The following is a 20,960-nucleotide window of genomic DNA, read 5'->3' as shown; positions in this document are numbered from 1 at the left end:
TCCTATGCCTTTACGGATTTGGGGTCGAGCAGGTCGCGCAGCGCATCGCCTGCAAGGTTGATCGCAAGAATGAACGTCACGAACACGAGCGCCGGCGGCACAATGAGCCACGGGTCACTCCCGATGTATTGCAGCGAGTCGGAGATCATCGAGCCGAAGTCTGGCTCCGGCGGGCGCACCCCGAACCCGAGGAAGCTGAGCGCAGCGTACGCACCCGACGACATCGAGAGGTTGATCGCCGCGATCACGATCAGGGGTGAGGTGATGTTCGGGAGCACGTGACGCAGCATGATCGAGACCTGCCCGCGGCCGCACAGTCGCGCCGCACTAATGTAGTTGCGCGCCATGATCTCTTGGGTTGCGCTGCGCACCGTCCGGGCGAACCGGGGTATGAATACGATGCCAATGGCGATCGCAGCGTTGAGCAGGCCACGGCCGAGGATCGCAAGTACGAGGATCGCGAGAAGGTACTCGGGGATCGCGAACAGGAAGTCGATGATCCGCGAGACAAGACTGTCGATCTTGCCGCCCCAGAAGCCCGCGATCAGACCAAGGGCCGTGCCGATAACGAGCGCGAAGAGCGTCGCGGTGAACGCCGCGATGACCGCAGGGCGGATCGCGGTAAGCACTCGTGACAGCTGATCACGGCCGAGGGCGTCGGTTCCGAAGAAAAACTCGCCCGTTGGCCGCAGCAGGCGCTCGCCGACATTAATCTGGTTCGGGTCGAACGGTGCGAGCCAGGGGCCGATGACCGCGAGCAGGATGAATGCGGCGAGTACGCCGAAGGCGATGATGCCGACGCGCGAGAGTCTTCGCCGCTGTTTGGCGCGCGGCAGGGTGTTCACGATGGTGTCTGTGAGCTGCGTGGTCATTTGCGCGCAATCCTTCGGTCGAGGGCGGGCACGAGGAGGTCAACGATGAGGTTCGCTGCGATGAACGACCCTGCGAGCACCATCGCCTGGGCATTGAGTTGCACAAAATCGCGGGTGCCAATCGACTGCAGAATGCCGCGCCCAAGCCCAGGCAGGCTGAATATCTGTTCGACGATGAGCAGGCCGCCGATGAGAGCGCCGAACGTGAAACCGATGAAGGTGAGGATGGGCGGGAGGGCTGCCCGCAGCGCGTAGCCGTAGGTGACCAGCCTGTCTGAGAGGCCGTTCACTCGCGCGCTCGCGACGAATGGCTGGTGCAGAATCTCAATCATCGATGCTCTGGTCATCTGCATGATGAGTGGCGCGGTTGGGATCCCGACCGCCACAGCGGGCAGGATCATGCTTTGGAGATTGCCGAGCGGGCTATCTTCGAAACGGATGTACGTCGGCGAGTAGAGGTTCGTGAGGAACGTCGTGGCGAGGATGATCGCGATCGTGCCCGTGATAAAGCCGGGGATCGCGAACAGCAGGATCATGGGGATGCGGATCGACACGTCGACTGGGCTGCCCGCGCGCTTCGCCGCGATCACACCGAGCGGCACACCGATGAGCACGGCGACGATCAAGCTGAGAATCGCGAGCTCAAACGAGACAGGCGCTTGTTGCTGCAGCACCTCCGTCGTCTGCAGCCCGGAGAACGGCGAGGTGCCGAAGTCGCCGCGCAGAACGCCCCACAACCATTCGAGGTATTGGACAAGGATGGGGCGGTCGAGGCCGAGCTCGTGTTCGAGCTCTGCCACGCGCTCCGGTGTTGCCTTCGACCCTGCGATGAGCGTTGCCGGGTTGCCCTCGATGAGGCCCCGCCCTGCGAAGAAGATGAGCGCGCTGAGCACGAAGAGCACGCCGAGCGATGACGCGATTCGGCCGAGAATGTATTTCGTCATGGCGCGGAGACCCCCTCTGGTGCGCGACGGGTGAGCTGCAGTGTGCCTGGGAAGTGACATCGCACCGCCCTGCCGCTGTCTGTTGCGACGAGCTCGGGCGTCTGCTCGCGGCAGCGCGGCTGGGCGACGGGGCAACGCGATGCGAAGCTGCAGCCTTGCTGCTCGGCGACCGCGCTCGGCGGGTCGCCCTCAAGGATGATCCGTTCCGGCCGAAACTCGTCGCTCGGAAGGCTGGGCTCGGCCGAGCGCAGCGCTACCGAATACGGGTGCTGGAGTTGGTCGTCGAACTCCTCGGCCGGCGCAAGCTCAACGATCTGACCGAGGTACATGACCGCAATCCAGTCGCTCACTCCCCGCACGGCGCGGAGGTCGTGCGAGATAAAGATGAACGCTGCACCGGTTCGTTCTTGGAGGCTCCGCAGCAACTGGATGACCTGCATCTGGAGCGACGCATCGAGCGAGCTCACCGCCTCGTCGAGCAGGATGAGCGCGGGGTCTGAAGCGACAGCGCGCGCGATGCACACGCGCTGTTGTTGACCGCCGGAGAGTTCGTGTGGAAATCGGTGCATGAGTTGCGGGTCGAGATCGACGAGCGCCATAAGTTCTTCGACGCGGGCCTCTCGCTCCGCGGCGCGCAGCGCTGGGAGCGCCTCGGCTATCGAGTCGGCGATAGACAGTCTGGGGTTGAGGGCGCTCGAGGGGTCTTGGAACACTGCCTGAACGGTGCCAGTGTGCGCCCCAGCTGGGGCGCCATTCCATTCGATGGTTCCAGCGTCTGCCTGATCGAGGCCGATGAGCACGCGCCCGAGCGTGGACTTGCCGCAGCCCGACTCTCCGACAATACCGAGGGTCTTCCCCGGAGCCACATGCAGGTCGACACCGTCGACGGCGCGAAGCACTCGGCGCGGCCCGAACAGACGCTCTTTCGGCAGCTGGAACGTGCGCTTGATGCCGCTGGCACGCAGCGCGAACTGCTGGGTTTCGTTCATCGTGCCGCCCCCGTCTTTCCTGAGGTGTTCGCGTCGTGCATGCTCGCCGCGGCGAAGAGCTGCTGCGTGTATGGGTGCTGCGGGTTTGCCATGAGGTCGACGGTCTGGCCGTCTTCGACGATCTCGCCGTTGCGCATGACGATGATTCGCGAACACACTTCCGCAACGACGCCGATGTCGTGGGTGATAAGGAGCAGCGACATGCCACGCTGATCAAGTTCGCGCTGTAGCAGGTCGAGGATCTGGGCCTGCACGGTCACGTCTAGGGCCGTCGTTGGCTCGTCCGCGATGAGTAGGTCGGGTTCGTTGATCAGCGACATCGCGATCAGTACACGTTGGCGCATTCCGCCCGAGAGTTCGTGCGGGAAGGCACGGCGCTTCAGACTCGGCTCGGGAATTCCGACCTCTGCGAGGCCGGCCTCAATCAGCGGAATACACGCGGCTTTCGAGAGCTTCCGGTGTGCTTGGATCACGTGTCGAAGCTGGTCGCCAACGCGGATCACCGGGTTGAGGCTGGCAAGTGGATCCTGGGGAATCCGGGCGATCTGATCGCTTCGCAGCTCCCGAAACTGCGTTGCTTTCATCGCGCCGATGTCTTGGCCACGGTAGGTGATCGTTCCATCGACTCGCGTGCCGCTGGGAAGTGAGCGCAGCACGGCCGACGTGAGCGTGCTCTTGCCCGAGCCGGACTCTCCGACAATCCCGACGCGTTCCCCGGCTGCGATCGACAGCGAGACGCCTGACACTGCCGGTTTCGTGCCAGCTCGATAGGAAATAGATACGTTCTTGAGCTCGAGCATCGGCCGAACCTTTCTGGGCGTGTGGGCCGGGCAAACCCGGCCCACACAGCTGGACTGCTACTTGGTGACCTGCGCGAGGAAGGTGCGGCTCTGGCTCGACGGAATCTCGACGCCCTTCACCTTGGCGTCGTGGGCCACGAACATATCGCGTGCGAGCAGCGTGAGCGTCGGGTAGACGATCTCGGCTTCGTGCACCGCGATTGCGCTGAGCGCTTCCTGGTACTCGGTCTCGCTCGACGCGCTCCACGCGTTGTCGATCAGTGTCTGCAGCGACTCGGGCACGTCGCCCTGACGCCCGGGAACCGGTGCGACGTACTGGTAGGGGTTCGAGTAGTACGACTGAGCATTCCAGCTGAGCTCATACGCATTGAGATCGCCCCGGCGCTCGCTCCAGGCGGCAGCCTCGAGCGGATCGAGCTCGACGTTGAAGCCTGCCTTGGCGAGCTGATCCTGCATCACGGCGAGAAGGTCGTTCGTGCCGGGGTCGTACCCGTTGATGTACACGAGATTGAGGTCAACGCCACTCTCGAAGCCGGCTTCCTTGATGAGCGCATTGGCCTTTTCGAGGTCTTGTGTGTGGTTCGGTAGGTCCTCAACCTTCGGCGCCCATGCGAGGCTCGGCGGGAGATACCCGCTCGGCTGCGCGGCTCCGCCGTACGCCTTGTCGGCGAGCTCCTGGCGGTCGAAAGCGAGCGCCATCGCCTGCAACACCTTCGGGTTATCGAACGGCGCCTTCGTGTTGTTGATCTGGAGGAAGATCGTCGAGTCGGTATTCACGTTGGTGACTGTGAACCCTTCCTTCTCAAGGTCTGCGACGCCGCCCTGGTCGGGGAATACGATGTCGACCTTGCCTGCCTTGAGGTTGCTCACCTGCGTGCCCATGTTGGGCATGTAGAGGATGTTCAGCGCCTCAGACTTGGCCTGTTCACCCCAGTACTCTTCATTGCGTTCGAACTCCAGGCTGGTCTCGGGCTCGTACGCGACCTGCGTCCACGGGCCCGTGCCGACCATGTTGGTCGTGAGGTTATCGCCCTCGGCCGCGGCGCTGAGGATCGAGCAGCCCCACACGAGCGGGTTGCCCATATTGTTGATAAAGCCAGCATCGGGGCTCTTGAGCACAAACTTCACGGTCATATCGTCGACCTTCTCAGCGTGTGAGAGCGTCGGGAAGAGTTCAATGTCGATGCGCTCGGGGCTCTCGGTGAGACGCTCGAATGTGTAGACAACGTCGTCTGCGTCGAGGGTGTCACCGTTGGAGAACTTCACGCCATCACGGAGGGTGAAGGTGTATTCGAGCGAGTCTTCGGAAAGCTCGTAACCCGTAGCGAGGCTCGGCTGCACCTCGCCGTCCGGGCTCGTGGTCATGAGGCACTCGTAGCTCAGCTGCCACGCGAAGCGATCGGCGAACATGCTCGAGCGCTGGGGGTCGAGTGACGATGGCGCGGTGGTTTCGGCAACGGTGATGATCGACGCGTCGCCACCACCACCCGTGCCAGCACTCGGTGGGCTACACGCTGTCAGGAGCGCGAGGCTCGCGATTCCAAGCCCCGCGGCAGCGGCAGCTGCGCGGGAGCGATGAGGACTATGCATTGAGGATTTCCTTCCGTCGTTGGAAGCCACTGTTGAAGCTCATGGTGAAGGTACCAGCAAATCTTCTGCATTGCAACGAGGTATGTTGCATTGCAAAATTATGGTGATTGTGGCTACAGTGAGAACACACGCCGACGGCACTCCGCCCGTCGGCGAGATTGTGAAAGGGGCAAAGTGGCACCGACTCAGCACGACGCGTTCGCCATCCGCGATGCGCTCATCCCCAGCGAGGGCATGACCGGGCTCGACAGAGCGACCGTTGTCATCGCTGCGGGCGTCGTGCGCGAGGTGCTTCCCCCCGACGCCGCCCTGCCGCAGGGATTCGCCACCCTCGCAGCCGCTGGCCGCATTCTGATGCCAGGGTTCATCGACGCACACAGCCACGCGGAGGGCGCGCTCGGCCGCGAGACCCCCGAACTCGGCCTGCTTCGTCAGGGCATTACCACAGCGATCATCGGCCAAGACGGTGTTTCCTTCGCCCCGGCGACCGCCGAATCGGCACCCATGAACGAACGCTACTTCTCGGCGATCAACGGCCCGGTTCCGCCCGCACTCTCAGGAGACTGCTCGGTCGACGATGTGCTCACCCACTTTTCCTCGCAGTCTCGGATTAACGCGGCAATGCTGCTGCCGGCCGGCACGCTCCGCTCCGCCGTCGCCGGCTTCACGGCCGAGCCGCTGACAGAATCGCAGCTTGAGGCCGCCACCGAACTTGCGGTCGCGTCACTGGATGCGGGCGCCTGCGGCATCTCCCTCGGGCTTGAGTATGTGCCGAACGGGTTCGCCGACCGCCGTGAGCTGTTGCGTTACGCAGGCATCGCGGCAGCATCGGGCGCGCCCCTCGTCGCCCATCTCAGGGGCTACGAGCAGTCTGCGCCTCAGGGTCTCGCCGAGTTCTTTGGGCTTGCACGCGAAGCCGGAGCACCGATCCACATCTCGCACCTGCACGCTCCTGCGGCGCTCGTGCTCCCCGCGATAGACGAGGCCATTGACAGCGGGATCAGCGTCACGTTCGATTCGTACCCATACAGAAGAGGGAACACGATCCTGACAATGCTGGCGCTCCCCGCGCGCCTCCAGGAGGGCGGCCCCGCCGCAACCCTCGCCGCGCTCGCCGATCGGGCAACCCTCGAGGAGCTCAGACGCGACTGGTTCCCCAGCATCGCAGAGCTCCTCTCGCGCGTCACGGTCGCGAGTGCGGCGCACCCCGACTGGCGCTGGGTTGAGGGGCAGCTGCTACCCGCTGCCGCTGCCGCTACGGGGCAAGAACTCGGCGAGTTCGTCTGCGAGTTGCTTCTCGCAACGGGTCTCGGCGTCGGCGCAATCGTGCAACAGCCGGCGAGCAATCAAATAGCGGATGTGCGCGCAATCGCTAACCATCCTGCCCACCTCGGCGGCTCCGACGGAATCTACCTCGGCTCCCATCCGCATCCCAGGGGCTGGGGAAGCTTCGCCCGTATGCTTCGGCGCCACGTGGTCGACTGGAGAGACTGGAGCTGGGCCGAGGCCGCAGACCACCTGTCCTACCGCGCCGCCGCCCGCTTCAGCCTCGGCGACCGCGGTCGCGCACGACCCGGATCCATCGCCGACTTTTGCCTCGTGCACCCCGATGAGATCGCGGACGGCGCGGACTACGACGCCCCCACTCGGCCGGCACGGGGCATCATGGAAGTATTCATCGCCGGCGTCCCGGTGCTTTCCCAAGGAACTCTGACCGACCGCTATCCGGGACACGGCCTCCGCCGACCGATGTGGACACCAACCTCATGACAACGACCTCAGACTCCGCTCCGCGGAACAATTCAGCCTCGCTTCGCCGCGCGCTCTCGATACTCCAGCTTCTCGGTGACGACCTCAATGGGGATGGCCGCACCATCACCCAGATCGCGACCGAGCTCGACCTCAACAAGAGCACGGTGACACGACTGCTCCAACCAATGCTCGAGACGTCGTTCCTCGAGCAGGCCCCGGGATCGGGTTCGTACCGCTTGAGTTGGGAAACCGCGCGCCTTGGCCAGGCCTATCTCTCAGGCGTGCGCCCAGATCGAGACATGCACGAGGCGCTCGCGACACTCAGCGAGAGCACGATGGAGACCGCGCACCTCGTACGTTCGGCGACCCCCAGCGTCGTGTACATCGACAAGGTCGACAGCCCACACGCCGTGCGCATGATCTCGCGAGTCGGCAACACGCAGCCCATGTACTCGACGAGCGTAGGGAAGTGCATCCTCGCCTTCGCCGACGACGAGACGATACAGACGGTGATCGACGCAGGGATGCCGGCGCGCACCGCAACGACGATCACCACCGCCGCGGGCCTCCGCGCGGAACTCGCAACGATCCGCGAACAGGGGTGGGCGATCGACGACGTCGAAAACGAGGACGGTATTCGCTGCGTCGCCGCCCCAATTTTCGACGCCTCGGGCGGCTGCTCTCACGCAGTGAGCGTTTCGGGCCCCGTGTCGCGCGTGCCGCGCGAACGAGTCCCAGAACTTGTCCCACTCGTTATTGCTGCGGCAACCGACATCTCCAGAAGGATGGGCGCATTGCCGCAAGATCGGAGACTCCCGTCATGATTCCACGCGACCAGCTGAGCCTGGTGAAAGGGCTCGGCCCCGCTCTCGCGCGCGCTGGCACCCCCGACGACCTCGTTGGTTCGTCGCTGTTTGCAGCCGACCGGGAGTTTCCCCAGCTGAGCCTCAACGGGCCAGCCCTTGACGCGAACATCGCCGCAATGATGGCCTATGTGCGGTCGCTCGGCGCACAGCTCGCCCCGCACGGCAAGACGGCGATGTCACCGCAGCTCGCGCGCGAGCAGATGCGGGCCGGGGCCTGGGCGATAACGGCAGCGACGCCGGCCCAACTGCGCGTCTTCCGCGACGGTGGCATCTCGCGGCTGCTGCTCGCAAACCAACTCGTCGAACCCTCGGCCGTCGAGTGGCTCCGTGCGGAGCTCGATCGCGACGCCGACTTCGAGTGCGTCGTCACTGTCGATTCGCTGGCAGGCCTCGAGGTGCTCCGCGACAGGAGCACTGCGGACGGGAAGCGGGAGATCGCGGTCATGCTCGAAGTCGGGCACGCCGGCGGCCGCACCGGCACCCGCACCGACGTCGAACTCGCCGGGCTCGCACGCGCCGCGGCGGCAACACCCGGCGTCCGGGTGCTCGGGCTCACGGCGTACGAGGGCACGCTCCCCGGCGATTCGCCTGACGAAATCGCAGCCGCTGTCACCGTGTTCGCTACGAACCTCGCTGCCTCGCTCGGCGAGCTTGCTGCCGCAGAACTGCTCCCAGCCGAGCCGCTCGTGAGCATCGGCGGCAGCGCTTACTTCGACGCGGCATTCGCGGGGCTCATCGCCGGCGGCGCTACGGCCGAGCGTGTCATCCTGCGAAGCGGGGCCTACCTCACCCACGACAGCGGCCTCTACTCGCGGGTAAGCCCCGCTGCGCGCGGCAACTCCGCCGGGCCGCGCTTCTCCCCGGCAATCAGCGTCTGGGCACCGGTGCTCAGCGTGCCCGAGCCCGGCTTCGCGCTGCTGCTGTGCGGCCGCAGAGACGTCGGCTTCGACCAGGGCCTGCCCGTTGTTTTGGGGGCGCGCTCGCGCAGCGGCACCGACGCTCGGGCGTTTGACGCAACCGTGACCGATCTCGCAGATCAGCATGCCTTCATCCGTTTCGACCCCGAGGCCGCCACCAAGATCGCCGTTGGCGATCTCGTCGAACTAGGCATCTCCCACCCATGCACAACCCTCGATAGGTGGAGCCTTGTTCCGGTGATCGACGACGATCACCGCATTCGTGAACTGATCGGACTATATTTCTCATGATTCCCCCCTCTGGCCGCACCGTCACCCTCGGCGAGACGATGGGCCTGTTCTCCGCCCAGGCATCGCTCCTCCTCGAGTCGCATCCACAGTTCCACCTCTCGTTTGGGGGCGCGGAGACGAACGTCGCTATCGGCCTCACGCGCCTCGGTCACGCAACGACGTGGGTCGGCCGCCTCGGCAACGACAGCGTCGGTGAGTTCATCGAACGCGAGTTGCAGGCCGAGGGCGTTCGCACGCTCGGCCTAAGCGGGCCAGGCCACACCGGCCTCATGGTGCGCAGCCAGCAGGGGTTCGACAGGCTCCGCGTCCAATACGCGCGGGCGAACAGCGCAGGCTCGCGGCTCAGCCCTGCCGACATTCCCGTTGACGAGATCAGGGCCGCCAGGCTGCTCCACCTGACAGGGATCACAGCCGCGCTCGGACAGGAACCGCGCGACGCAATGCGTCTCGCAGTTGAGAGCGCGGAGAGCGCCGGCGTGCCGATCTCCCTCGATCTCAACTACCGGGCAGGCCTCTGGGACACCGACGACGCCCGCCGGGTCCTCCTCGAATTCACGGCGCAAGCGACATTGTGTTCGCGACGACCGCAGAGGCGCGCATCTTGCTCGGGAGCGAGGGCGATGCCGCTGCCGCGCATACCGTCGACGTTGCTCGCGACCTCGAGCTTGCCCGCGGCATCCGTGCGCTCGGCCCGCGGGAAGTCGTCGTGAAGCGCGGCGCCGACGGCGCCGTCTCGGTCGCCGAAACAGGGGAGTTCGATCAGAACGTCACCCACGTCGTCGAGCGAGACCCGGTTGGGGCGGGCGACGCCTTCGCCGCCGGCTACCTCTCCGGCGTGCTGCACGCGACGGACCCGCAGGAACGACTTGACTTCGCCGGTCGAGTAGCGGCGCACTCCGTCACGATCATCGGCGACTGGGAGGGCCTCCCTCGCGCGACCGATCTCGCCCCACGTACCGCCGATATTCTCCGCTAACCCAGAAGGATTCTCATGCCACACACGACCGTTATCCGCACCTCACAGGCGCCAGCGCCCGCTCACGTCTTCTCGCAGGGCATCCGAAAAGGCAATCTGCTGCAGGTCTCCGGGCAGGGCCCGATGGACCCGGATACGAACACCTACATCGCTCCAGGCGACGTCCATGCGCAGACGCTCCGCACGCTCGAAAACATCCGCGCGATCCTCGAAGCGGGCGACGCCTCGGTCGAGGACGTCCTCATGTTTCGCGTCTACCTCACGGACCAGAGCCTGTTCCCGGCGATGAACGAGGCGTACGGCGAGTTCATTTCCGCCAACGTGCCGAGCGGAAACCTCCCGTGCCGAACGACAGTGTTCGTTGGCCTGCCGCACCCTGAGATGCTCGTCGAGATCGACGCGCTCGCCGCGCTCTAGGAGACGGTCAGGCTTCGAGCAGCACCCGCAGCTCGGTGACGAAGCGCTCGATCGTGGCGGCCGCCTGGGCACGCGCAGTCTCCGACTCGTCAGGGCGGTTGAGATACCCGTGCACGGTGTCGGGCTCGACAGCCTCCACGACAGTGACACCTGCCGCCCTGAGCTGCTCAGCGAACTCCTCTCCAGATGCTCGAAGCTCATCCGCGTCGGCGTTCACCATGATGGTCGGCGGTAGCAATGCGAGCCGCTCCGTCGGCAGCTCGCCTGCAACGATCGCGGGGCCGGCTCCAGCGGTGCCCTCACCGAGATAGAAGTCATACATTTCGGCGATCCGGTCTGCCCGGAAACGACGTGCCTCCGGGAGCGCGGCCACCGCGTCAGCGATCCGCGGGTCTGCCCGCTGCTCTCGGTGGAGGGTGGGGTATTCCAGAAGCAGCGCTGCTGCGGCCTGTGTTGGAGCGCTGTCACGCTGGTGAAGCGTGGCAAGCACTGCGAGGTGCGCGCCCGCGCTTGCACCGCCAACGACGAGCGGGCCGTCGTACTCCGCTCCAGCCCAGGCAACGACCGCCGCGACGTCATTTGACGGGGCTGGGGCCTTGACCGTGTCGCTTGCGAGCACGTAATCAACGGAAATCACCCTGATCCCCGCGGCCGCGAAGCTGCGAGATACCCAGTCGGCTTCCGGCCAGTCGAGCGTGCCGCGCACGAAGGACCCGCCGTGCGCCCACACCAGCGTTGCCCACGGGTCCACGCCAACGCTCGGCTCATACCCTCGAACGGGGACTGTGGCGGAGCCAACGGCGTGCTCGCCGTGTCCGGTTGCAGCGCCGGGTCCGGGCACCGTGAACGCCGTGATCTGCAGGTCTCCAGCCACTAGTTCTTCTCCCTCAGCCTCGCTTGGCGTGCACGCCGACACCGCGAGTAGCGCCCCAAGAGCAAGAGGCGCAACCCACAGGAACGATCGCCGCATTGCCCCAGTATATTTGCGCGCAGTGCGCGACAATGGAGCTATGAACGCCCAGCACACGTCGGCACGCCGCGACTTCACCTACACCGATGAGCACGGTATCGAGATCAGCGCATACGCGTGGGCACCGAACCCGGCAGCCACACCTGAACCGCACGCTGCGGTCCAGATATCGCACGGCATCGGCGAGCACGCGCTCCGTTACGAGGCGTTTGCGCGATTCCTTACCGAGGCTGGCTTCGTCGTGTACGCGAACGACCACCGCGGCCACGGCGAAACCGGGAGGAAGCAGCACGGCGGCGAACTGACGTTGCTTGGCAAGCTCGGCCCCGGTGGCCTGCGGGCAGCCGAGGCGGCGATTCGGCAGCTCACGGGCATCATCCGCGCGGAGCATCCGGGCATGCGGGTCGCGCAGTTCGGCCATTCGTGGGGGTCGCTCATGACGCAGCGGATCATTAACGAGCACCCACGCCAGTGGGATGCCGTTGTGCTTTCGGGCAGCGCGTACCGAACTCCGCGGTACATGGAGAGCGGCAAGCTCAACGCGAAGTGGGCGGCCGATGATGGGGCGACCGGATTCGAGTGGCTCAGCCGTGACCCGGCGACCGCCGCTGCCTTCCTGGCGGATCCGCTGTGCTTCGAGGCGAACATCATCAAGCTCTTCGGCCTGAGTGACGGGCTCAGGCTGTTCGGTGTTCCCGGGGAGAAGCTCGCGGGCGGCGTCCCGCTCCTCATCGTCTCCGGCGGCGATGACCCGCTCTCCAGGGGTGATGGCCTGCGCCGTCTTGCCGACGCCTACCGGGCGCGCGGCGTGCGTGACGTCGCGCTGAAGATCTACCCCGGCGCGCGCCACGAGATCCTCAACGAAACGCACCGCGACGCGGTCTACAGCGACATTGCCACCTGGCTGCTCGAACGCGTCGACAGCTAACCCATGACGCTCGCGGCCGCGCCCCGTTTGCCGCTCCCGCCAAGTTTGCCTGGTGGCGGGAAGCGCTCAGGTAGTGCTGAGGCGCTCGTAGCCTGCGAGCAGAATTCGTTCGGCGAGGAATAGGTATTCCCGCAACAGCTCAGACGCCTTCGCTGTTTCTCCTGCTTCGATGAGTTCGAGGATCTCCAGGTTGCGTTCGAGAAACGGTGCGTGAAGGTACTCCGGGTCATCGATGAGGCCGAATGCGAGCCGCAGCTCGGTAGTGAGTTGTACGTACAGTCGGTTGAGCCGTGGACTGTCCGCGAGCTCGAAGATTGCTCGGTGGAACCGAATGTTCGAGCCAGCAACCCCGGCCCAATCGTCGAGGTCACGCTGTTCCAGGGCCGCCTCGACGGCGCTGCGCATGTCGGTGAATGCCGGGTGGCGTGGGAGTGCATCGGCGACCGCTTGGCACTCGATGAGCCGGCGCACGCGGTAGATATCGATGATCGTGTTGATGTTGGGGATCGCGACGTACGCCCCGCGATTGGGCACCTGGGTGATGAGCCCCTCTTGATTCAAGGAGCGGAACGCTTCGCGCAGCGTGTTTCTGGAGACGCCGAGCGATTCGGCGAGCTTTGCCTCGGGCACGCGGTCGCCGGGCTTGAGCTCACCGTGCGAGATGCGTGACCTGATCTCCGCGGCAGCTTCCATCGTCCGCGAGACGACTGCTCCGCCTTCGCCAGCGGGCGCCGAACCAAGAACTGACGACATGCTCGAAGTGTAGCAAGCGCACGGACTATGCCTAAGATTGTTGAGCAATCTGACTTGCATTGTTCGACTGAACCAGTATTCTGATGGAACGGTCAGTCTCGTGTTGGCCACACCCTGTCCCCTCCGAGCCGCAACGACGCGAAAGGCCCCACAATGAGCACGCAACACTCCCCAGACAGCCAACAGGACGAAGGCGGGCGGGTCACAGTCCCCGGCCCCGCGACCGTCGCCAGCGGAACCGTCGGCTTCGCGAAGTCGCGCCGCGCCTCCCTCATCGGCGCGATCTTCCTCATGGCGACCTCGGCCATCGGCCCCGGCTTCATCACCCAAACCGCGACCTTCACCGCGACACTCGGCGCCTCCTTCGCCTTCGGCATCCTCGTGTCGATCCTCATCGACTTCATCGTGCAGGCCAACATTTGGCAGATCATCACCCTCTCGGGGAAGCGGGCAGCGGAGCTCGCGAACGCCGCAATCCCCTACTCGGGCTTCATTCTTTCGGTCCTCGTGATCGTCGGCGGCCTCGTATTCAACATCGGCAACATCGCCGGCGCCGGGCTCGGCCTGAACGCGCTCTTCGGCCTCGACTCGAAGATTGGCGGTGCGATCAGCGCCATCCTCGCGATCGGCATCTTCCTATCGCACCGCGCGGGGCTCATCATGGACCGGGCGATCATCGTGCTCGGGATCGTCATGATCCTCCTCACCATCGCCGTCGCGATCGTCGCGAGTCCGCCCGTCGGCGAGGCGCTCCGTCAGACCGTCCTGCCCGACAGCATCAACTTCGCCGCGATCACGACCATCGTCGGCGGAACCGTTGGCGGCTACATCACCTACGCCGGCGCACACAAGCTCCTCGACTCCGGCACCGCCGGCCCAGAGAACATCAAGCAGGTCACCCGCTCAGCGTTCATGGGCATCGCCGTCACCGGCGTCATGCGCTACGTTCTCTTCCTCGCGTTCCTCGGCGTCACCGCAAGTGGCGTGATGCTCGACATCTCGGCAAACCCTGCAGCGCAGGCATTCGAGTCGGCTGCCGGCGAATGGGGCATGCGTGCGTTCGGCCTCGTGCTCTGGGCTGCTGCACTCTCGAGCGTGATCGGCGCTGCCTTCACATCGGTGTCCTTTATGACCGTCTTCAGTGCGAAGCTCGACCACCGTCGCCGAAGCTGGGCTACCGTGATCTTCATCGCTGTAGGCCTCACCGCCTACCTCCTGCTCGGCACAACCCCCGTCGCGCTTCTCGTCTTCGCGGGCGGGTTCAACGGGCTCATCTTGCCCATCGGCTTCACCGTGTTCATGTACATTGCCTGGTTCCGTCGCGACCTCCTGCACGGCCACAGGATCAGCCCATGGCTGCTCTGGCTCGGTACGCTCATGACCATACTCACCTGGTACATGGGGGTCGTCTCGTTCAGCACGATCTTCAAGTTCCTCGGCGCGTAGGCGCTCAACCTAAAGAGAAGGGATAGCAATTATGCAGATCGATCTCAACAGTGACCTGGGCGAACACTACGGTTCCTGGCGCATGGGCGACGACGAGAGCATGCTCGAAACCGTCACCAGCGCAAACATCGCCTGCGGCTTCCACGCCGGCGACCCGAAGACTGCTTTCGTCACCCTCCGCGGCGCGGCGGCGCGCGGCGTAGCGGTAGGTGCGCACGTCGCCTACCCCGACCTCGCGGGTTTTGGGCGCCGCCCCATGACCCTCCCCGCAGACGAACTCGAGGCGGGGCTGATCTACCAGATCGGAGCTCTCCAAGGACTCGCGCGCGCTGCGGGCACCGAGGTTCGCTACGTCAAGCCACACGGTGCGCTCTACAACAGCATCGCGTTCAACGAGGCGGAAGCCGCAACCGTGATCTCCGCGATCAAGCAGATCAACCCGGAGTTCGCGCTCGTCTGCCTCGCAGGCTCACCGCTCGTCGAGCAGGCGCGAGCCGCCGGTCTGCGCGCGGTGACCGAGGCCTTCGCCGACCGGGCGTACGAGCCAACCGGCGCGCTCGTGTCCCGCAGCGAGCCCGGCGCTGTGCTCCACGACCCGGATCTCGTCGCAGAACGCATGCTGCGCCTCGCCCAGCACGGAACAGTGACGGCACGGGACGGCAGTGAGGTCGCCGTGCATGCCGAGTCGATTTGCGTTCACGGCGACAGCCCGGACGCCGTGAACATGGCCCGCGCCGTCCGCGCCGCCCTTCTCGGTGCGGGGGTCACCCTCCAAAACTTCAGCGGCGCGGACAACGCAAGATGACTCACGATCTCCGCATCCGCCAGGCGGGAAGCTCCGCCGTGCTCATCGACTGCGGCGACCTCGAGCGTGCGCTCGGGGTCTTCGCGGCGCTGCGCATCGCGGCGGAGCTCGGGGAACTCACCGTTGACGAGCTCGTACCCGCAGCGGAGACCGTGCTCGTCCGCGGCGGCGAGGCCAAACGCGGCCTCAGCATCGGCCCGCGCCTGCGCCAGCTCGCAGACCTGCACGCAACGGTCCGCGCTGACGGATCCGCAACGCCAGAACGCACGGTTGCCGTGAGCTACACCGGAGAAGATCTCGCTGAGGTCGCCAGCATCGCGGGCATGAGCATCGACGAAGTGATCACGAGACACACCGCGGCCACGTACACGGTCGCGTTCACCGGGTTCGCGCCGGGCTTCGCGTACCTCGCCGGCGGCGATCCAGCGCTCAACGTGCCTCGCCGGGCAACCCCGCGACCGCGCATCCTCGCCGGATCAGTCGGCCTCGCAGGCGCCTTCTCGGGCGTCTATCCCCGCGAAAGCCCGGGCGGCTGGCAGCTCATCGGAACCACAGCTGAACGCATGTGGGATTCGGACAGGGAACGTCCAGCCGCGCTGCTCGCCGGCGAACGGGTGCGGTTTGTCGCCGAACGTGAGCAGATCCGCGCGCGTGCGGCGGCAGCGCCCCAGGAGCGCACCACCGCCGCGGCCGGAACCCCAACGCTCACGATCGTTAGCCCCGGCCTGCAAACACTCATCGAGGACGCCGGGCGACGCGGCGTCGCCGGCATGGGCGTCGGCGAGTCAGGCACCGCGATCCCGCTGGCCTATCACCAGGCGAACCGCCTCGTCGGCAACCGCACGGCGGCCGCCGCACTCGAGCTCGGACACGGCGACTTCGCCGCCGTCGCCGTCACCGACGCGGTACTCGCGCTCACCGGGGCGCAACGACACGGACGGATCACCGGCCAACACGGCAGCAGGCCAGCACCGCACGGCACCCCGTTCAGGCTGAGCGAGGGAGAGCAGCTCACCCTCGGCGCACCCGAACGTGGCCTCCGCACCATGCTTGCGCTGCGCGGCGGCATCGCTGCACCCCCGTTCCTCGGTAGCCGCTCTCGCGACACGCTCGCGCAGCTCGGCCCAGCACCCCTCGCGGCCGGCGACACGGTCGCGAACGCGAACGAGACCACACGCGCCGTCGGCGCACCGGAGCCCGCTGCGCTCGCGGAGCAGGCGCTACCACGCGCCGGGGAAACGACCCACCTTCGCGTCCTCCTCGGGCCACGCGACAACTGGTTCACCGACGCGGTCGAGCAGCTCACAGCCGGCCAATGGGAGGTGTCGCCGCGCAGCGACCGTGTTGGCGTGCGCCTCGCGGGGCAGCCGCTTGCCAGGGACGCCGCATGGGTGGGGCGCGAACTCCCGAGCGAGGGCGTCGCGATCGGCTCGCTCCAGATCCCACCTGACGGCCAACCCGTACTGTTCCTCACGGACAGACCGCTCACCGGCGGCTACCCGGTCATCGCTGTCGTTCACGACGACGACCTCGAACTCGCCGCGCAACTCACCCCAGGAACTCTCGTCAAACTCGTGCCAGTGACCCCACCAGCTGCGACAACACCCGACCAGGCGGAAGCCCCGCCGCACACCCAGGAGAAGAGCAAGTGAAGCTGAAGAAGATCCTGATCGCGAACCGTGGCGAAATCGCGGTGCGGATCATCCGGGCGGCGGCCGAGGCCGGGATCGCGAGCGTCGCCGTGTACTCCGACGAGGACATCGACGCTCTCCACGTGCGGCTCGCCGACGAAGCCTACGCACTCAACGGGGTCACCCCAACAGAGAGCTACCTCGACACCGCGAAACTCCTCGCAGCAGCAGCGCACGCAGGTGCAGACGCGATTCACCCGGGATACGGCTTCCTCTCCGAGCGCGCCGACTTTGCGGCAGCGGTCATCGCAGCCGGCCTGAAGTGGATCGGGCCCGACCCCGAGACCATCGAAATGCTCGGCGACAAGGCCAAAGCCCGCGCACTCGCTGCCGAGGTCGGCGCGCCGCTCGTGCCGGGCACACCCGGCGCGGTGCACAGCGCCGACGAAGCGATCGCCTTCGCAGACAAGCACGGGATGCCGATCGTCATCAAAGCGATCTTCGGAGGCGGGGGGCGCGGAATGCGTGTCGTGCGCGACCGCGCCGAGATCGCCGAGGCGTATGAGTCGGCTGTGCGCGAAGCTACCGCAGCGTTCGGCCAGGGCGACTGCCTCGTCGAGCGCTTCCTCGACAGGCCGCGCCACATCGAGGCCCAGGTGCTCGGCGATCGACACGGGCGGATCGTCGTGCTCGGCACCCGGGATTGCTCACTGCAGCGCCGAAACCAAAAACTCGTGGAGGAGGCGCCAGCGCCGTTCATCGACGAAGCAACGCGTGCGCGCATCGAGGCGGCAGCAGCCGACGTCTGTGGCGCGGCGGGCTACGTCGGGGCCGGCACCGTCGAATTTCTCCTAGGTGAGGACGGCACGCTGACCTTCCTCGAGGTGAACACGCGGCTCCAGGTCGAGCACCCCGTGACCGAGATGGTCACGGGCGTCGATCTCGTGCAGGAACAGTTCCGCATCGCCGCCGGGAACCCGATGACCGTGCCCGAAACGGTTCCGACGTTTGGGCACGCGATCGAGTTCCGCATCAACGCAGAGGACCCTGCGCTCGGCTACCTCCCGACGCCCGGCACCATCGCACGCTTCGAGCAGCCAGGCGGTGCGGGAATCCGCGTCGACTCCGGCGTCTACGCAGGGTACGCGGTGCCGGGGAGCTTCGACTCGATGCTCGCAAAACTTATCGTGTGGGGCAAGGATCGCGACGAAGCAATCGCCCGCTCGCGGCGTGCGCTGCAGGAGTTCGCGATCGAGGGTGTCGCGACGGTTCTCCCGTTCGATCGCCACATCGTCACCGATCCGGCGTTCACCGCACCCGACGGCACCTTCTCCGTGCACACGCGGTGGATCGAAGAGGAGTGCACTGCCACTTTCACGCCAGCACCGGCGATTGCGGCCCCGCAGACAGCGACCCTCACCAGGCTCGCCATCGAAGTCGACGGTCGGCGCGTCGAGCTGGGCCTGCCAGACGCCCTCCTCGCCAGCGTTGCGGCAGGGGCAGGGGCAGGCGGCGGCGCTCGCCTCGACGACTCCGCACGCGACACGGAGCACACCGCCGGCGAATTCACTCTGCTCGCGCCCTTCGCCGGTACGCTCACGAAGTGGCAGGTGACCGATGGTACGACTGTCGCGGCCGGCGAGACCGTCGCCATCATCGAAGCCATGAAGATGGAAATCCCGGTCAAAGCCCAACAGGCAGGCACGCTCAGGCAGGCAGCGCAGGCAGGAACCGCGCTCGCAGCGAGCCAGACCATCGGCACGATCGAACCCTAACCGCCTGGTGCGGCGGGGCCGCGCAGCGCGCAGGCCCCGCCGGACCGGCCCCAACGCCGACGCCCGCCGGCACACCACAGGACACAGCCACAGCATTCTCAAGGAGGAGACGCTCATGCAGCACATCACAGCAACCGACACTCAGCTCGCCAGCGCACGGGAAGTTCGCGCAGCGGCGAGGGCCGGCGTAATCGCGCCAACGAGTGGCCTGGCGCACGGCCTCGTACAGGCAAACCTCATCTCCGTCCCAGCCGACTGGGCATACGACGTGCTGCTCTACTCGCAGCGAAACCCGCAACCGTGCCCGGTACTCGAAGTGCTCGACGCTGGGGCAACCGAATCTCGTCTCGCTCCTGGCTCAGACCTCCGCACCGACATCCCCAAGTACCGAGTGTGGCGCCACGGGGAGCTCACCGAGGAGGTCAGTGACGCCTCGTCAGCATGGGAGGAGCACCCCGACCTTGTGTCGTTCCTCATTGGGTGCAGCTTCACGTTCGAGGCAGGCTTGGTTGACGCGGGAATCGAGATCCGCCACCAAACCCTCGGCAGGAACGTGCCGATGTACCGCACAAACCGCGATTGCGTCCCGGCGGGCAGGCTGAGCGGGGAGCTCGTCGTCTCGATGCGCCCCATCGCGGCCGATCGCGTCGCGGACGCCGTCCAAATCTCCGGGCGGTATCCAGCAGTGCACGGCGCGCCGGTGCACATTGGATCCCCCGCTGGCCTCGGCATCACCGACCTGCTGGCACCGGAATTCGGGGACGCCCCCGAACTGCGCGACGGCGAGGTTCCCGTGTTCTGGGCGTGCGGAGTCACGCCGCAGGCCGCGATCATGGCGTCGAAGCCGCCGTTCGCACTCACCCACGCCCCCGGCTACATGTTCGTCACCGACGTGCCTGACGCGAACTACGCGCGCTAGCGTTCACTCCCCTTGCGCGGCATCCAACGCAGAAACGCTGCGGTGCCGAGCAGACCAATCGCGCCCATCGCGCCGGTAGCGACAGCGATCGGCGCGATGGCGGCAAGGCCCGAGAAGATGAGTGGCGCGGCTGCCGCACCCGCGCTGGTGAGAGTCCGCCAGGAGCCGAGGAACGGTGCGGGGTTCTGCCTGGGCGCGAGGTCGGCCCCGAGGGTCATCAGGAGACCACTCGACAGCCCATTGCCGACGCCGATCACCGCGGCAAGCACAACAAACCAGGTTGTCGCAGAGTTGAGGCCGCCGGTGAGGGCGAGCGCGAGGAAACTGAAGCTCATCATGAGCATCGACGGCATCACCGCCCAGAGCCTGCCGAAGCGGTCCATGACCTGGCCGCTCGCGTAGAACAGCGCAAAGTCGAGGGCGCCTGAGATGCCGACGACCAGCGCGATGGTCTGCGCGTCAAGACCGATGGCAACTCCCCACAGCGGCAGCACGACCTGCCGTGCGGCACGCAGGGCTGAGAGCGACGAAGCTGCGAGCCCGAGGCGCGCAAGCACCGAACGAAAACGCACCATCGTGCGGAAGACGCCCTCGCGCGCACCCTCAGCGTCGGGGAGGCTCATGCCGGCAGTTGCGGTGCCCCCAGCTTCGGCGGGACGCTCGCCAGCGCCGTACTCGCGCTCCGGATCAGGGCCGAGCCACACGAGCAGCACCGTCGCAGCGACACAGATGATAAGGAACCAGATGACGGCGGCCGCGCTACCGGTCGCCGACAGCAGTAGCGCCGCGATGAACGGGCCGAGGAAGATCCCGAACCGGTAGCTCCCGCCAAGCAGCGCAAGCGCCCTAGCGCGGAAGTGAAACGGCACGTTCGACGCCATAAACGAGTGCCGTGCGAGCCCAAAGACCGCGGCGCAAAACCCGTTGGTGAAGATCGCAACCGTGAGCACGGCGATGCTCCCAGCGAACGGCAGCATGATCGCACCGGCCAACGCGAGCACCCCCGCAATGACCATCGCGAAGCGCTCACCAACCTTCGCGACCAACCAGCCTGCGGGAATGTTCCCGCAGAGTTGGCCGACGACCAGCGCGGAAGCGACAAGGCCGGACGTCGCGAGGTCAGCGCCGAGCTGCGTAGCCATTGTCGGAATGAGCGGGATGATCGCGCCCTGCCCAAGAGCGAAGAGCAGCGTCGGCCCATAAATCATTGGGGCAAGGCGCAGCAGGAACCGCGACATCGACTCAGCCACGAACGGTCCTCTTCATTCTGTTCACCTTACTCTGGGGGTTCGCGCCCACGGGGGAAGGGCGCGCCCTTC

Annotated in this window: 18 protein-coding genes and 1 pseudogene; 11 read left to right on the top strand and 8 right to left on the bottom strand. The window is 66.2% G+C overall.

From position 1 onward, the window contains the following. Positions 1-2 precede the first annotated feature (2 nt). From SD72_RS10710 to SD72_RS10690, 5 genes are read right to left on the bottom strand one after another with little or no spacing between them, the layout of a single operon-like run. Complete coding sequence (locus SD72_RS10710) at positions 3-872, bottom strand: ABC transporter permease (protein WP_052492613.1); 870 nt, start codon at positions 870-872, stop codon at positions 3-5. After that, a complete protein-coding gene (locus SD72_RS10705) occupies positions 869-1,816 on the bottom strand; it encodes an ABC transporter permease (RefSeq protein ID WP_042544450.1) in 948 nt (315 codons plus the stop codon). The genes SD72_RS10710 and SD72_RS10705 overlap by 4 nt, the downstream gene beginning before the upstream one ends. After that, positions 1,813-2,805: an oligopeptide/dipeptide ABC transporter ATP-binding protein gene (locus SD72_RS10700; protein ID WP_042544449.1), complete on the bottom strand. Its 993-nt coding sequence runs from the start codon at positions 2,803-2,805 to the stop codon at positions 1,813-1,815. The genes SD72_RS10705 and SD72_RS10700 overlap by 4 nt, the downstream gene beginning before the upstream one ends. Further along, on the bottom strand, positions 2,802-3,605 hold the full coding sequence (locus tag SD72_RS10695; RefSeq protein ID WP_052492612.1) for an ABC transporter ATP-binding protein: 804 nt from the start codon (positions 3,603-3,605) through the stop codon (positions 2,802-2,804). The genes SD72_RS10700 and SD72_RS10695 overlap by 4 nt, the downstream gene beginning before the upstream one ends. Positions 3,606-3,662: 57 nt before the next feature. After that, a complete protein-coding gene (locus tag SD72_RS10690; RefSeq protein ID WP_042544448.1) occupies positions 3,663-5,195 on the bottom strand; it encodes an ABC transporter substrate-binding protein in 1,533 nt (510 codons plus the stop codon). A gap of 174 nt (positions 5,196-5,369) precedes the next feature. On the opposite strand from SD72_RS10690, the gene SD72_RS10685 reads away from it, so the two are divergent. The 5 genes and pseudogenes from SD72_RS10685 (at position 5,370) to SD72_RS10665 (ending at position 10,414) form a co-directional block, all read left to right on the top strand. Beyond that, positions 5,370-6,965 carry an N-acyl-D-amino-acid deacylase family protein gene (locus tag SD72_RS10685; RefSeq protein WP_052492611.1) on the top strand — a complete coding sequence of 532 codons (1,596 nt, stop codon included), beginning with the start codon at positions 5,370-5,372 and terminating at the stop codon, positions 6,963-6,965. Further along, positions 6,962-7,771, top strand: coding sequence for an IclR family transcriptional regulator (locus SD72_RS10680; protein ID WP_042544507.1), 810 nt, complete (start codon positions 6,962-6,964; stop codon positions 7,769-7,771). The genes SD72_RS10685 and SD72_RS10680 overlap by 4 nt, the downstream gene beginning before the upstream one ends. Then, the gene (locus SD72_RS10675; RefSeq protein ID WP_042544447.1) at positions 7,768-9,021 is read left to right on the top strand and encodes an alanine racemase; all 1,254 of its coding nucleotides are present in this window, start codon (positions 7,768-7,770) and stop codon (positions 9,019-9,021) included. Before SD72_RS10680 ends, SD72_RS10675 begins: the two co-directional genes overlap by 4 nt. Next, positions 9,018-9,997, top strand: a pseudogene (locus tag SD72_RS10670) (sugar kinase). Before SD72_RS10675 ends, SD72_RS10670 begins: the two are co-directional and overlap by 4 nt. A 15-nt stretch (positions 9,998-10,012) precedes the next feature. Further along, the gene (locus SD72_RS10665) at positions 10,013-10,414 is read left to right on the top strand and encodes a RidA family protein (RefSeq protein WP_042544446.1); all 402 of its coding nucleotides are present in this window, start codon (positions 10,013-10,015) and stop codon (positions 10,412-10,414) included. 7 nt (positions 10,415-10,421) lie between these two features. Here the strand turns inward: SD72_RS10665 and SD72_RS10660 are convergent, their stop codons facing one another. Beyond that, the gene (locus SD72_RS10660; RefSeq protein WP_084767133.1) at positions 10,422-11,384 is read right to left on the bottom strand and encodes an alpha/beta hydrolase; all 963 of its coding nucleotides are present in this window, start codon (positions 11,382-11,384) and stop codon (positions 10,422-10,424) included. Between the two features lie 40 nt (positions 11,385-11,424). Between SD72_RS10660 and SD72_RS10655 the strand changes: the two genes are divergently transcribed. Continuing rightward, positions 11,425-12,312 (top strand): alpha/beta fold hydrolase, encoded by an 888-nt coding sequence (locus SD72_RS10655; RefSeq protein ID WP_042544445.1) that lies wholly within the window; start codon positions 11,425-11,427, stop codon positions 12,310-12,312. A gap of 66 nt (positions 12,313-12,378) precedes the next feature. Here the strand turns inward: SD72_RS10655 and SD72_RS10650 are convergent, their stop codons facing one another. Beyond that, the gene (locus tag SD72_RS10650) at positions 12,379-13,065 is read right to left on the bottom strand and encodes a GntR family transcriptional regulator (RefSeq protein WP_198141941.1); all 687 of its coding nucleotides are present in this window, start codon (positions 13,063-13,065) and stop codon (positions 12,379-12,381) included. Between the two features lie 153 nt (positions 13,066-13,218). Between SD72_RS10650 and SD72_RS10645 the strand changes: the two genes are divergently transcribed. The 5 genes from SD72_RS10645 (at position 13,219) to SD72_RS10625 (ending at position 19,641) form a co-directional block, all read left to right on the top strand. After that, on the top strand, positions 13,219-14,511 hold the full coding sequence (locus SD72_RS10645; RefSeq protein ID WP_084767132.1) for an NRAMP family divalent metal transporter: 1,293 nt from the start codon (positions 13,219-13,221) through the stop codon (positions 14,509-14,511). Positions 14,512-14,539: 28 nt separating this feature from the next. Continuing rightward, on the top strand, positions 14,540-15,316 hold the full coding sequence (locus tag SD72_RS10640; RefSeq protein WP_157000544.1) for a LamB/YcsF family protein: 777 nt from the start codon (positions 14,540-14,542) through the stop codon (positions 15,314-15,316). Continuing rightward, on the top strand, positions 15,313-16,968 hold the full coding sequence (locus SD72_RS10635) for a 5-oxoprolinase/urea amidolyase family protein (RefSeq protein WP_042544443.1): 1,656 nt from the start codon (positions 15,313-15,315) through the stop codon (positions 16,966-16,968). Before SD72_RS10640 ends, SD72_RS10635 begins: the two co-directional genes overlap by 4 nt. Positions 16,969-16,970: 2 nt before the next feature. After that, positions 16,971-18,722, top strand: a complete 1,752-nt coding sequence (locus tag SD72_RS10630; RefSeq protein WP_042544503.1) for an acetyl/propionyl/methylcrotonyl-CoA carboxylase subunit alpha — start codon at positions 16,971-16,973, stop codon at positions 18,720-18,722. Positions 18,723-18,837: 115 nt separating this feature from the next. Next, positions 18,838-19,641 (top strand): putative hydro-lyase, encoded by an 804-nt coding sequence (locus SD72_RS10625; RefSeq protein WP_042544442.1) that lies wholly within the window; start codon positions 18,838-18,840, stop codon positions 19,639-19,641. Here SD72_RS10625 and SD72_RS10620 read toward each other — a convergent pair. After that, a complete protein-coding gene (locus SD72_RS10620; protein ID WP_042544502.1) occupies positions 19,638-20,879 on the bottom strand; it encodes an MFS transporter in 1,242 nt (413 codons plus the stop codon). The genes SD72_RS10625 and SD72_RS10620 overlap by 4 nt on opposite strands. Positions 20,880-20,960: the final 81 nt, after the last annotated feature.

Origin of the sequence: Leucobacter komagatae, assembly GCF_000834055.1 — a bacterium.
GTDB lineage: Bacteria > Actinomycetota > Actinomycetes > Actinomycetales > Microbacteriaceae > Leucobacter > Leucobacter komagatae_A.
Note: the sequence above shows the minus strand (reverse complement) of the source record. Positions and strands in the feature narration are given on the sequence as shown.

What these genes read in the sequence shown, in the direction of transcription:
- SD72_RS10695 (WP_052492612.1), bottom strand. Translation starts at nt 3,605, where the DNA reads ATGCTCGAGCTCAAGAACGTATCTATTTCCTATCGAGCTGGCACGAAA.
- SD72_RS10705 (WP_042544450.1), bottom strand. Translation starts at nt 1,816, where the DNA reads ATGACGAAATACATTCTCGGCCGAATCGCGTCATCGCTCGGCGTGCTC.
- SD72_RS10690 (WP_042544448.1), bottom strand. Translation starts at nt 5,195, where the DNA reads ATGCATAGTCCTCATCGCTCCCGCGCAGCTGCCGCTGCCGCGGGGCTT.
- SD72_RS10710 (WP_052492613.1), bottom strand. Translation starts at nt 872, where the DNA reads ATGACCACGCAGCTCACAGACACCATCGTGAACACCCTGCCGCGCGCC.
- SD72_RS10620 (WP_042544502.1), bottom strand. Translation starts at nt 20,879, where the DNA reads ATGTCGCGGTTCCTGCTGCGCCTTGCCCCAATGATTTATGGGCCGACG.
- SD72_RS10625 (WP_042544442.1), top strand. Translation starts at nt 18,838, where the DNA reads ATGCAGCACATCACAGCAACCGACACTCAGCTCGCCAGCGCACGGGAA.
- SD72_RS10635 (WP_042544443.1), top strand. Translation starts at nt 15,313, where the DNA reads ATGACTCACGATCTCCGCATCCGCCAGGCGGGAAGCTCCGCCGTGCTC.
- SD72_RS10650 (WP_198141941.1), bottom strand. Translation starts at nt 13,065, where the DNA reads ATGTCGTCAGTTCTTGGTTCGGCGCCCGCTGGCGAAGGCGGAGCAGTC.
- SD72_RS10680 (WP_042544507.1), top strand. Translation starts at nt 6,962, where the DNA reads ATGACAACGACCTCAGACTCCGCTCCGCGGAACAATTCAGCCTCGCTT.
- SD72_RS10665 (WP_042544446.1), top strand. Translation starts at nt 10,013, where the DNA reads ATGCCACACACGACCGTTATCCGCACCTCACAGGCGCCAGCGCCCGCT.
- SD72_RS10655 (WP_042544445.1), top strand. Translation starts at nt 11,425, where the DNA reads ATGAACGCCCAGCACACGTCGGCACGCCGCGACTTCACCTACACCGAT.
- SD72_RS10660 (WP_084767133.1), bottom strand. Translation starts at nt 11,384, where the DNA reads ATGCGGCGATCGTTCCTGTGGGTTGCGCCTCTTGCTCTTGGGGCGCTA.
- SD72_RS10645 (WP_084767132.1), top strand. Translation starts at nt 13,219, where the DNA reads ATGAGCACGCAACACTCCCCAGACAGCCAACAGGACGAAGGCGGGCGG.
- SD72_RS10700 (WP_042544449.1), bottom strand. Translation starts at nt 2,805, where the DNA reads ATGAACGAAACCCAGCAGTTCGCGCTGCGTGCCAGCGGCATCAAGCGC.
- SD72_RS10675 (WP_042544447.1), top strand. Translation starts at nt 7,768, where the DNA reads ATGATTCCACGCGACCAGCTGAGCCTGGTGAAAGGGCTCGGCCCCGCT.